Below are 12,188 nucleotides of genomic sequence, written 5' to 3'. Positions count from 1 at the left end.
GTTTGGGGCGTGGAACAGCACCACATATTCTGCTACCAGCATAACACGGCTTGCTACTGCGAAGCTGGAGACTGAGCCCCGCCCCGGCCCAGCCGGGAAGCCAGTAGCTGCTGAAACCACAGGCGCTTGAGCTGCGCGTTGGTTTTGTCCTCGCTGAGCTTGTTGAACAGATCGAGCTTGGTGTTCACGAATTCGTAGAGCACTTCATCCAGCACCTTGTCAAACTTGTCCTTGATGTTCTGCTCGGAGTTTTGCGGCACGAAGGCACCGGCCAGGTCGGCGTTGGCTTCTACGCGGGTGCGGATGGCCTCGAAGTCTACTTTGTCTTCTTCGGTCAACTCCAGGCCGAAGGTGTCGTTGAGGGTCTTGATAATAGCCGAGAGGTAGTCGTACTGCTCGTCTTTCCCATTGCCCCCGCCACCGGGCTTCTGGCCGTACAGCTCGCCCGGCTCGGCCGCCAGGCTTAGCTTCTGGGTGGCTTGCCGGTGTAGCTTGTAGGCATCCAGCTTCACGTCGTTGAGCACTTCGCAGGGCAGCTTGGAGCCGGCTACCGGTAGCTTCTTCACTAGGTGGCTGAGCAGGTAGTAGAGCTTGGCCAGGTCCACATCCTGGAAGGTGATGAGCTGGCTCAGGAAGCGGTACAGGCGCACGTAGTCGTTGGCAGCAGCCCGGAACGCGTCTTGCTGGTTTTCTTCCAGATTATCGGTGAAGCGCTGCACGCAACGGCCCAGGATGGGCTGGAGCAGGTGCAGGTTGTCGTGCTGGCCGAGATAGATGGCGGTGAAGTCTTCCAGGTCGTCTTCACTCACTACGGGCAGAGCGCGCACGGTGTCGTACACGTCGTAGAGGGCGTTGGGGTCCGTTTGCTGGTCCTCGGCCATAAAGTTGTTCTCGTAGTAGCCCTGAAAGTCTTCCTGCACCTGCGCGGGGTCGTTCACGAAGTCGAGCACCAGGGTGTCGTTCTTGTGGCGGGTGGTGCGGTTCAGGCGGCTCAGCGTCTGCACGGTGTTGATGTTGCCGAGCTTTTTGTCCACGTACATGGTGTGGAGCAGGGGCTCGTCGAAGCCGGTTTGAAACTTGTTGGCTACGATGAGCAGGCGGTAGCGGGGCAGCTTCAGGGCGGCCTCGATGCTGGCTTTGCCGTCCAGCCCGTTCATGCCCGCTTCGGTGTAGTCGGCGCCGGTTTCGGGGTCCGAGACGGTGCCGGAGAAGGCTACCAGTGCACGGTACGGCAGGTTCAGCTCTTGCATCACCTGGTCGAACTTGCGCTTGTAACGCACGGCGTGCAGGCGCGAACGGGTAACCACCATGCCCCGCGCCCGGCCCTGGATGGCCTTTTGGGTGTGCTGCTGGAAGTGCTCCAGCATGATGCGCGTCTTCTGCTCGATGGCGTGGTCGGTGAGGTCCACGAACTGGCTGAGCAGGCGCACGGCGGGGGCTTTCTCGTACTCCTTGTCCTCGGCGGCGGCTTTGGTGGCCAGCTTGTAGTAGCGCTTGAAGCTGGTATAGGTGCCCAGTACGTCCAGGATGAAGCCTTCGGCAATGGCTTGGCGCATGGTGTACTCGTCGAAGGGCTGCCGCTGACCGTCCTTCATGCGCCCGAACAGCTCCAGGGTCTTGTTCTTGGGCGTGGCCGTGAAGGCGAAGAACGACACATTGGGCTGGGGGCCGGTTTTGGCAATGTCGGCCAGCACCAGGTCTTCGGTGGTGGGCTCGTCGGCTTCCTGCTGCTCAGCTTCTTCCAGGCTCAGGGCTTTCTTGAGGTGGCGCGCACTCTCGCCGCTTTGGCTGCTGTGGGCCTCGTCGATGAGCACGGCGTAGCGGCGGCCGGGCACCTGGGCAATGGTTTCGGAAATGACCGGGAAGCGCTGCAGCGTGGTCAGGATAAGGCGCTGCCCGCCTTCGATGGCGGCTTTCAGCTCGGAGCTAGGGGTGGTGTCTTTCACCTGAAATACCACGCCCTTGGTTTGCTCGAAGCCCTTCACGTTGTCGGAGAGCTGTTTGTTGAGCAGGCGGCGGTCCGTCACCACGATGACCGAGTCGAACAGGGGCTTGGCGTCGGTAGGGTGCTGGTAGAAGTTTTCGAGGCGGTGGGCTAGCCACGATAGCGTGTTGCTCTTGCCCGAGCCGGCCGAGTGCTTGATGAGGTAGCGCTGGCCGGCGCCCTCGGCGCGCACGGCGTCCAGCAGGCGGCGCACGGCGCGGCGCTGGTGGTAGCGCGGAAACAGCAGGCGGGTGCTTTTCTGCATTTCCAGCTCGCCCTTCTTGTCGTTGTACACCTGCTCCTCGGTGGTCTGCTCGAACACGAAGTGCTGCACTAGCTCCAGCAGCGAGTCCGGGACCCACACGTCTTCCCAGAGGTAGCTGGTAGCGAAGCCCTGGGGGTTGATGGGGTTCACCACGTCCTGGTTGAAGGGCAGGAAGAAGGTGCTGGTGCCGCTCAGGCGGGTGGTCATGTATACCTGCTCGGTGCTCACGGCGAAATGCACCAGGCAATGCTTGTACTCAAATAGCGGCTCCTGCTGGTTGCGGTGTTCCTGGTACTGGCGGATGGCGTCGGAAACGTACTGGCCGGTGAGGGCGTTTTTCAGCTCGGCCGTGAGCAAGGGTAGGCCGTTTAGGGTCAGCACCAGGTCCACCGACTTGTCGGCGTCTTTCTTCACCACGTGGGCGTAGCGCACCTGCCGCAGCACGCCAAAACGGTTTTGCCGGTACAGTGCCTCGTGCTCGGGATTGAGGCCGCTGGCGGGGCGAAAGTAGGCCAGGTAGAGCTTCTGCCCGCTGTCCTTGAATCCTTCACGCAGCACGGGCAGCAGGCCCTTGGTCTTCACTTGAGCGGCTAGGCGGTGCAGCAGCCGCTCGTCGGTTTTGTCACCGTACTGGGCTTGCAGGGCCTGGTACTGCTGGGGTTGGGTTTCCCGGATGAAGGTGAGTACCTCGCTGGGCACTAGCCCCAGCGTCCGGTCGTAAAGCTGGGGCGCTACGGAGTTGTAGCCGTGAGTGGTGAGGTAGTCTTCAATATGCTGTTCCAGGTTTTTTTCCTGGGTGCCACTAGCCATAGGTTGGATTGCAATTGCCCCATCGGCCGCGGCAGCTACATAGACGCTGCCGCCGCGGCGTAGGCCATTGGTTGGGATGTGAATAATTCGAAGAAAGGGCGCTACCAAAAATTAGCCAGCCCGGCAGTTTAGTTAAATAAACTGGTCTGCACAACCGTTGGCCGGCTCCGATCCGGGGCTGCCGCTGACGCGGTAGGCCGCACGTCTACTTTGCCCGTCACTACTTCCGAAATCAGCGACTGACGGAAGGCTTTCAGGGTTCGAACTTGGGTGCGGATGGCTGTGCTTGCTCCGCTGATTTTTTGCAGGCGAAGGTTAATTGTCTGCACCAATACTTGCTGTTCTGCAATGGCCGGGCAAGGAATACGAAATTCTTTCAACTGACTGAACGTAAGCCCTTCACGGCTAGCGCCATTCTGGCTCATGTCAATCTGGTGCTGTCCCAAGTTTGAGGCAAGTACCAGTTGCAGGTATTCGGTAGTAACCTGCTCATTTGGGCGAATAATGCAAACGTGCTGATTCACATTAGCTCGTTTGTTTTCTCCTTGATAGAAGTAGCAGCGGCCAATGGACGCGCCGGTAATGTTCAACAATACATCCCCAATTTCTACCTGGCTGTTCTTCATGCTTTCATGTACCTCTTCGGTCACGAAAGCCACGTCATCTAAGCGCAGGCCGTCAGAGTAAATATTCTGGCTGCGGAAAAGTGGAACCCCTTTGTCCTGGTACACTTCCGCCCCACCAAGAGGCGTCACGCCACTGCCAATTTTCGTGGTAAGCTGCTTTAGCCGCTTTACCTCCCAATGTGCCGGCACCTCTCCTAGCCAAGCCACGCCAGATGGTTTGCGCGGGGCGGCCGGGTTCAAGCCTTGCGTTACAGCCTCGTTGATGAGGGCCTGCCGCTTCTGTTGCAGCTTCAGTAGCAGGGCTTCCTTCTGGGCGAGCAGCGTGTCGAGCTGGGCGGTTTTGCGGTCTAGGTAGGCGGCAATGACGCGCTGCTCTTCTACAGGCGGAACAGGTAAAACGATGTTTTTAATGTCATGAGTTGACAAGTGTTTCACTGTTGTGAAATACGTCAAGTCATTTATTACCTGCAGGTGGAATGGCAAAGAGTAGAACAAGTATTTGCTAAGCAAGCCATTCTTGCCGTCTACTTTGCAAACTCGTTGGTTCAGAAGTGCAGGCTCACTATTCCAAATGGCGCAGTTATAGTCGCCATCCATTCCTATAAGAATATCACCTGCATTGATGACATACTCTGGAAGCACATCTCCTTTGTAGTATGTATCCGTTGTGCCTGTAACAACATTTCTAATGCGGATCAGAGGAAACCCTGTAGCCGGGTCAATGTCAAAAAGCTCACTTGCAAATGGGAATCCGCTTAGAATGCTGATGACATCCTTGCCTCGCTTCAACTCCCAATGAGCAGGAATACTTCCGAACATAGTCTGGGTTTCCTTTAAGTTCTCGTACTTCTTCATCCTCACTAATCAGCCAGAATTTCGTGTAGCAGTCCGTCGATGCTGCGCTCCAATTCCAGAATCTGCTGTTTCAGCGCCTGGGAGCTTTCGGGCTGCTGGTACTGGTAGAAGTACTTGGTGAAGTTGATTTCGTAGCCGATGCGCGTCTGGGCCAGGTCTAGGAAGGCATCAGGCACATGGGGCTTCACCTCGCGCTCCAGGTACTCGGCAATGTTCTCGGTGAGCGGGATGTTCTCGTAGTCGCGCTTTTTCTTGTCGGGCTTGGGACGGCCGGTTTTCTTGTCGAGCACCACGCGGCCTTGGGCGTCGCGCTCGGGCTGCTCCACCACCACTTGGTAGAAGCCGAAGAAGTCGTTGGGAAAAATCTTCACCAACGGCCCTTCCTCGAAGGCCGTGTACAGACGCGTCACTTCTCGGATTTGCGATTCCGAAATCTTCTTGCGCTTATTGTTGAGGCTCTTCTGCATGGGCACGTACTGCTCCCGCGCATCAATGAGCTGCACCTTGCCCCGGCGCTGCTCGGGCTTCTTGTTGCTCAGAATCCAGAGGTAGGTATAGATGCCCGTGTTGAAGAAAATTTCGGAAGGCAAGGCCACCACGGCTTCCAGCCAGTCGTTCTGAATAATCCAGCGCCGGATTTCGCTTTCGCCTGAGCCCGCGTCGCCGGTAAACAGCGGCGAGCCATTGGTGACGATGCCGACGCGCGAGCCGCCGTGGGCCGGGTCGGCCATCTTGCTGATGAGGTGCTGAATGAACAGGAACTGCCCGTCGGAGGTGCGCGGCAGGCCGGCCGCGAAGCGGCCATCGGGGTTCAGAGCCTCATGCTTGAGGTAGAGTTCGTCGCGCTTCCAGCTCACGCCGTAGGGCGGGTTGGCCAGCATGTAGTTGAACTTCTTGTCAGGGAAGCGGTCCTCGGTGAAGGAGTTGCCGTGCCGAATGTTGTTGGGGTCTTCGCCCGTAATCAGCAAATCGGACTTAGCAATGGCGTACGACTGCTCGTTGATTTCCTGCCCGTAGATGTCAATCTGCGCCCGGCCCTTCAGCTCGTCCTGAATGAAGAGCTTCGACTGCGTCAGCATTCCGCCCGTGCCGCAGGCCAGGTCGTAAATGGTGCGAATCAGGTTGGCGTTGCTCAACTCCTCGGCCTCGGTGCTGAAGATGATAGAAGCCAGCAGCTTAATGACTTCGCGCGGGGTAAAGTGTTCCCCGGCCGTTTCGTTGCTCTGCTCGTTGGCAATGCGAATCAGCTCCTCAAACACGTAGCCCATGTCGTGGTTGCTCACGGCCGAGAGGTGCAGGTCCACTTTGCTGATAGCCTGCACCATCTGGTAGAGCAGGCCATTCTTCACCAGCCGGGCTACCACCTTATCGAGCTGGTAGTTATCCAGGATATCCTGCACATTGGGGCTGAAGCCGTTGATATAGTGCCGGAAATTCAGCTCCACGTTGGCAGAGTCTTCGGCGAGCTTGCGCAGGTCGTAGGGTGAGTGGTTCCAGAACTTCTGCTCCGCCGCCCGCTCCAGGATGGGCCCGAGCTTGTCGGGCGCTACTTTGCCATCGAACTGCTCGTAGGCGGCGCGCACGGCGGCCTTGTTCGGCTCCAGGATGCAGTCGAGGCGGCGCAGCACCACGAAGGGCAGCATCACGTCGCCGATTTCGTTTTTCTTGAAGGTGTTCCACAGCACGTCGTTCGTGATGCGGAAGAGGAAATCTATGTTGGGTCGTTGGTCGGCCATTTAGGGGAAGTAGCGCGAAGCAGTGCTTCGCGTGTCGTTATTTTGTGGGGCAGGAGAAGATTACTCGAAGCGCAGATAGCTGGAAACGCCGTTGCCCAGTACAGCACCGGGTTTGGCAAGCAGTGGCGTTAGCTTTTCTTGCAATTGAATGAGCACCTTTTGGGCCAGCTGGCGGTTTTCGCGGTCAGCCAGACTGCTGATCGACAGTTTGTCGCCTTGTCCGCGCAGTTGCCCGTTGGGCCAGAAATACATGAACGAGTCGCCGGAGTTAAACCACTGATAGTTGGTGATGATGTTGCGGCCGTGAGGCAATTCCTTTTCATTATCAGCCCACACCAACGTGAAGTCTGGCGCATGCACTGTGAGACGCTCCGCGATACTGCACGTCACAGCTTCGTAGTCTTCGAACACCCACGGCGCCGGATGATCGGGCCTAGTGGGCTGCTTCGGCTTCAAAGCCAAGATGACGATGCTCACCTTTGTGCGTTTGCCTGTCAATAGAGCTGTAAGCAGGCCGCGGTAGTTGTGTTCAAAAGTATCAGGGTCGCTCCGCAGAAAGTAGCGGTCCGAGATAATCAGGTCGTGAAAGGGCAATACGTCTGGGGTCAACTGCGACCAATTCGAAAATTCCGGGCTGCCGACCAGTACGTCCTTCTGAAACTTGAAGTCATCAGGCCGGCGCAGTTGCTTTAGAATATCCAATTCTTCACCCACGCCGCCAATAAATGCATTACCGGCTGCCTTACACGCCGACAAATTTTCGTCATTAATCAGCGCTATCGAGCCTAAGGGCAAGGGGGCCGGGGCATGGGCCTTAAAATTGGCCGTTATCGGCCGGGCCGGAAACTTATCTTTCAGAAAGTCATGCACCAGATTATTTCGGCCAGAGTTCATCTGATTTAGAAACTGACTAACGGTGTCCCTGTCTGCCGACATTTGCTTCACTTCATCTTTCGAAAAATTAAACCCAATGTTGAGGTGGCTCAGAACCGAGCGGTAAGTGTCGCGGGTTTCCTCCGCTTTGGCCAGCTTCAGAAAGGATACCAAGTTTTCCAAGTCGAAATAGACAGTCATGGCTTACAGCAGGTCAAAGGTTTTGTTAGCTGCTTCGTCCAGAAAGCCAGAGCCAAACTCATCCATAAAAATGCCATCTGCACGTAGACGCATTTCGTGGCCGTATTGCCAGTTGTTAGCCTCGCTAGGCCGGTCGAGGTAATAGACTTTGAAGAGTCCTGGCGTTTGCTTTTTTTCGCGACTCTTCCGCTTGAAATCAGCGGGTATCAGAATAGGTTGTCCTTGCGCATCCTTAATCGGTTCACCAATGCGCTCCTCTTCCTCCTCCTTTTTTCGCAGCAGACCATAGTTGCCACCTGCATTCTTCACCAGCACCTGCGCGTTGCGGATGAGGTATTCCGAGTGCGTTTCGATGACGAATTGCAAGTAGCGATGCTGCCGGGCGGTTTCCGCAAATAGCTCCGCCAACAGGGACTGGAATTGCGGGTGCAGGTTGGCCTCAGGCTCCTCGATGAGCACCACGCGGGTTTGCCATTTACTATGAGCAGTATCCGCCTCGCGCTGTTGCAGAATGGAGGCGATGTGCAGGAGCATGGTCAGCAACTGCCCGGCACCGAAACCCAGATCCGCCAGGTTAATGCGTTGCTCTCCGCGCAACACTTCAATGCGAACGGCTGCGTTGTCCAAGTTGGTGATGTCCACCCCATCGCCGATGTCGAAGCGCGGCATCCAGTGCTTCAGAAAAGCTTGCGCCGCGCTGCCTTGCGCGCAGCCGAGGCGTTGGAATCGGTCGGCTACTACATTGATTTCGGCACCTTGCCCGCTGCTGGTCAGGTACAGCCGAGCCTGATGGGTGCGGTTAGCGCCCAAGTGCTCTACAATTGGAATGCGGCTTTCCAGCTCCCGTCGAAACTGACGGGACGTGCGGTACTCTTTTCCGGTAATCTCCTGCCTACGAAACTCTTCCTCTTGAGCTTCTATTTGATGATGCATGTTCCAAGCATTCATCATCTCCTCCTCGTCATATTCCCCATTTTCGTCCGGCGAAACTCCGAATTGAGCCGCAATTTGCTCTGCCGTATACGACACTTCTTCCACTGGTTTACCGCTGTCAAAAGCGTGTTTATCCAGAGCGCCCTCTATAATTGCGCCCAGCGTGGGGCTTCCGTCTAGGTGCCGTGTGGCAATGCTGATCTGGTAGTTTTCGTCAGCACTTTGATTCATGGAAGCAGCTTTACTACGCAGCCTCTCCAGACAATCAACGTTCCTCTGACGATCCTCAATTAACCTTTGTTTTACCTCCTCATATTTAGGACCAATACGCTCCAGGATATAATCTAGCTCCGCCACTTCATCCTCATGGTGTGCCTGCCATTGCGCATTGCCGCCTGGATATGAGCGGCGTATCATCTGTTGACCCAGCCCGTCGGCTGTCACATAGTCTAGGAATTTTTGCGACACGCTCAACTGGTAGATTTGGCTGCCATCGTTGCTGGTGAGCGTGAGTTGGTCGATTTCGGGCTCATCCATGTGAAAGCGGCGCAGGTGGCACAGTTTACCATCTGGCGCTACTTCAAACTCGTACGTGAAGCGGAAGCGGCCGCTCTGGTAGCCAATCTGAAATACCTTAGACCCATGCTGCCAGTTCACCAGGTTTTCCCAGCTATTGATGCGGTGCCGGCTGGCCCGGGGTCCATCCAAGCGCAACACCGTCTGGTCGTCCTGCTCCAGGTAATCGGCCAGCACCAGAAAGGCCTTAATTAAGGACGACTTTCCGGAATTGTTCTTACCAGTGAGTAGAGTCACGGGGGTCAGGTCAAAAGCGGCCGGGGTGCCGTAAACACGGAAGTTATCGAGTTCGATGCGTTGCATTCAGTAGTTGTTGCTTCAAAGGCGGATCTGAGGAGAGATGTGCCAGAACCTAGCCAGAACTATAAATGTGGGCTTGTGTGCTAAAAACGCACTTTCCTTATTGAAGACGGCAGCAAAGGTTGCGGTATGTATAGCAAATCCTGCTGTCTTCCGTCATGCTGTTAACTGCTTGCGGTTGCCTGCAACTTACAAGCGCAGAGTTTAGTGGCTAGGTTGCTTTCGTCAATGTTCAAAACCAAAGCGGCTTGCCTATTAACAATATTATTTAACACGATGGTGGAGAAAGTACTTGCCGAAGGGCTATTCAGGGGACCAACTCCAGTAGCCGATTATCGCAGAAACCATACACCAGGTGGGTTGGGTCATCGTAGCCTGAATCCGGATTGCGGAGCTTCCGATTCTTGTCACGTTGTATTCTGACGGCTCTCAATTCGTCATGCATGCTTATCCAGGGCACGTCGAACCCTTCTTCCTCCACATTCCTAAATATTCCGCTTACTACTAAGTCATTGGGCCACTGGGTTTTGTGGCCTTTAAAACAGGCAAAACCATGATGACTTGCCCCGAAATAGTAGTTGCTGATCAATGCTCGCCGGTGTTCAGGCGACACATCTCTGGTAATTACGCCTACCTGTATTGCATAGGGGCGCTTCAATTCCCCCTGCAGGTATTGTGTTAACTTATGCAGGTTACGGGATTTGAGAAATGCCTGCTCATTGGCCGTGACTAATAACAGATGAAAATCAACCGACAAGGAACTTGGCAATAGCGCATCCAGGAGCGAAAGAATGTTTTCCTGTCCGATAGCAAGCCTGTCTCCCTTGTCGCCAAACATATAGTTGTCTATCACGACCAGGGAATTCATCGGAGTTGCCTGCCATCTTTTCGAACGTGGGTTCAGTGCAGCTTTCCAGCCAACGTACACCTTACCCTGAGTCGAATACCGATAGCTATTTGCAGTCCTTATCTCTTTACGCGCCAGCTCCTCCGTCAGGTACGACGCTTCTGCGGGATTCTGCCTGGATACAATACAGACCCCGTATTTATTGCTCAGCTCAGCACATGATTCCGGTGTATCATCCACTATGAACACCGTGCCAGCTAATTCTTCGCTGGGAGTAGCAGCAACCGTTTCGTGGTACGACAGAAGGGTATTTGTTATGTCCAATTTCTTGTTTACCAGCGTCCTCTTAGCTAGATACCGTAAACATTCATTGGTAAACACCAGATCATCAAACTCATCGTCTGATAAATACACGCTAACATGATGATGAGCCACAAGTAATTTGTGCAGGACTTCATAGGGCTGCTCATCCTGAAAGGCATAAATTTCTTCCAATGCCTCAAGCGTACAGTAAGCTTTCCGTACCATACTTTACACGTTGAATAGGATTTAGGATTGAGTGCGCGCAGCTTTCTTTTGAGCACGGAAAAGGTGCATAGCACTTTCATCGGCTTCATCGAAAAAGCCAGAGCCAAAAGCTTCGCTTAGTTTGCCATCAGGCAGAATTGTAATGCGTCGGTGCCCCATATCCTGATCGAGGTAGTACACCAGCACTTTCGCAGCAGCACATGCTTCTGTAGCCACGAGCAGCTGTAATTTTCGGATAAGGTATTCCGAATGAGACTCGATGACAAAGTGCAACCCGTACTCGTTGGCCGTTTCAGCAAACATCTGCGCCAAGAGGGACTGCAGCCGCGGATGCAGGTTGGCCTCTGGCTCCTCAATAAGCATAACGACTTGACGCGCCGCTGCCTGCTTACTAAACTGCTGCTGCTCTTTCTGCTGCTGAATAATGGATGCAATCTGCAACAGGATGGTCAGTACCTGCCCGGCACCAAAGCCTAGGTCAGCCAGGTTTACGGGTTGGCGGGTAGTCTTGCGGCTTACCGCTATTTTGAAAGCCATGCCCTCCACCTGCTCCACGTTTACGGAATCCCCGACGTTGAACTGCGGTAACCAGCGCCGCAGAAACTTATCAGCTTCGCTGCGGTACCGTATGCCGTTGTGTATAAACGACTCTACAACTGCAGCAATTTCGCTGCCTGCCTGCTGATTGAAGTACAGTCGGGCCTGGTAGGTTCGGTTTGGCCCTAAATGCGCACTGCTGAAACGCATTAGCAGAGCCAGCTCCTGTTCAAAGCGTACAAGGCTGCGTAGCTGCTCCTCGTAGCGGAACTTGAAGTACTTTACCTTACGCGTGTTATCAGCTTCTACGTAGCTGATCAGAGCCTGCTGAATAATCCGTGAAAGTGTACTGCTGCCAGGGAGTACCTTGCTTAGCTCTACTTCAGCGTGGTATACAATGCCTTTGTCGCGGGTTTTGCCGATGGTCGCGTATTCTTCAAACTGACGAATCCGCTTCAGAGCATCTTCTCTACGAGTATTGAGCTCGGCAAATGCTGATGCAACAGCCTGGTGTCGGGCAAGATCAGGATTCTTCTCGAACTCTGCCCGGCGCTTCTCTATCTCCCCTTCTATTTTGGCCAGCCGCTCGCGCTGCTCCTGTGCCTCACGCTGCGCCTCCAGGCTACGCTCAGCCAGATAAACTTCTTCGCTGACTATGAAGTCAATAAAACTCTGCCGGGCTAGCAGAATCATAGTGTTGTCTGATGCGCTTACCCGTTCCAGCACCAGGTCTTCATCGAGCGCCTCTGCCACCATGCGGAAGCGGTTAAGCATTGCCAGATTGGCTGACTCCGGATGTGGCCCGAATTCAAACTCAAACTGGTATTGCCCCAGGCTGTAGCCGAGTTGTACCCTAAGGTTGCTGCCTTCCCAATTCTTCAGGAAATCAAACCCGCTGATCTTGTGCCGTAGGGCTCGTGGTCCGTCCAGCCGCAGCACCGTCTGGTCGTCCTGCTCCAGGTAGTCGGCCAATATCAGAAAGGCCTTAATCAAAGAAGACTTGCCGGAGTTATTCTTTCCCGTTAGCACCGTTACCGGAGCCAGGTCAAATTCAGCCGGGAAGCCGAATACCCGAAAATTATCAAGTTTAATGCGTTGCATTCAGTAGTTGTTGCTT

General features: G+C 54.9%; 7 protein-coding genes. All 7 read right to left on the bottom strand.

Annotation, left to right across the window (positions count from 1 at the left end; translation table 11 throughout):
* Positions 1-53 precede the first annotated feature (53 nt).
* The gene (locus tag MUN84_RS18670; protein ID WP_244695476.1) at positions 54-3,059 is read right to left on the bottom strand and encodes a type I restriction endonuclease subunit R; all 3,006 of its coding nucleotides are present in this window, start codon (positions 3,057-3,059) and stop codon (positions 54-56) included.
* 128 nt (positions 3,060-3,187) lie between these two features.
* Positions 3,188-4,540, bottom strand: coding sequence for a restriction endonuclease subunit S (locus MUN84_RS18665; protein WP_244695475.1), 1,353 nt, complete (start codon positions 4,538-4,540; stop codon positions 3,188-3,190).
* 5 nt (positions 4,541-4,545) lie between these two features.
* Positions 4,546-6,276 (bottom strand): class I SAM-dependent DNA methyltransferase, encoded by a 1,731-nt coding sequence (locus MUN84_RS18660; protein WP_244695474.1) that lies wholly within the window; start codon positions 6,274-6,276, stop codon positions 4,546-4,548.
* 60 nt (positions 6,277-6,336) lie between these two features.
* Positions 6,337-7,350, bottom strand: coding sequence for a hypothetical protein (locus MUN84_RS18655; protein WP_244695473.1), 1,014 nt, complete (start codon positions 7,348-7,350; stop codon positions 6,337-6,339).
* Between the two features lie 3 nt (positions 7,351-7,353).
* Complete coding sequence (locus MUN84_RS18650; RefSeq protein ID WP_244695472.1) at positions 7,354-9,162, bottom strand: AAA family ATPase; 1,809 nt, start codon at positions 9,160-9,162, stop codon at positions 7,354-7,356.
* A 304-nt stretch (positions 9,163-9,466) separates the two neighbouring features.
* Complete coding sequence (locus tag MUN84_RS18645; protein WP_244695471.1) at positions 9,467-10,501, bottom strand: hypothetical protein; 1,035 nt, start codon at positions 10,499-10,501, stop codon at positions 9,467-9,469.
* A 54-nt stretch (positions 10,502-10,555) separates the two neighbouring features.
* Entirely contained in the window at positions 10,556-12,172 is a 1,617-nt protein-coding gene (locus MUN84_RS18640) for an AAA family ATPase (RefSeq protein WP_244695470.1), read from the bottom strand.
* Positions 12,173-12,188: the final 16 nt, after the last annotated feature.

It is taken from the genome of Hymenobacter sp. 5516J-16 (genome assembly GCF_022919335.1).
In the GTDB taxonomy this organism is placed as follows: domain Bacteria; phylum Bacteroidota; class Bacteroidia; order Cytophagales; family Hymenobacteraceae; genus Hymenobacter; species Hymenobacter sublimis.
The sequence above is the reverse complement of the archived record's forward strand: the minus strand, read 5'-3'. Positions and strand labels throughout refer to the sequence as shown.

Excerpts from the sequence above, each read along its gene's own strand:
- MUN84_RS18670 (WP_244695476.1), bottom strand. The coding sequence starts at position 3,059 with ATGGCTAGTGGCACCCAGGAAAAAAACCTGGAACAGCATATTGAAGAC.
- MUN84_RS18665 (WP_244695475.1), bottom strand. The coding sequence starts at position 4,540 with ATGAAGAAGTACGAGAACTTAAAGGAAACCCAGACTATGTTCGGAAGT.
- MUN84_RS18660 (WP_244695474.1), bottom strand. The coding sequence starts at position 6,276 with ATGGCCGACCAACGACCCAACATAGATTTCCTCTTCCGCATCACGAAC.
- MUN84_RS18655 (WP_244695473.1), bottom strand. The coding sequence starts at position 7,350 with ATGACTGTCTATTTCGACTTGGAAAACTTGGTATCCTTTCTGAAGCTG.
- MUN84_RS18650 (WP_244695472.1), bottom strand. The coding sequence starts at position 9,162 with ATGCAACGCATCGAACTCGATAACTTCCGTGTTTACGGCACCCCGGCC.
- MUN84_RS18640 (WP_244695470.1), bottom strand. The coding sequence starts at position 12,172 with ATGCAACGCATTAAACTTGATAATTTTCGGGTATTCGGCTTCCCGGCT.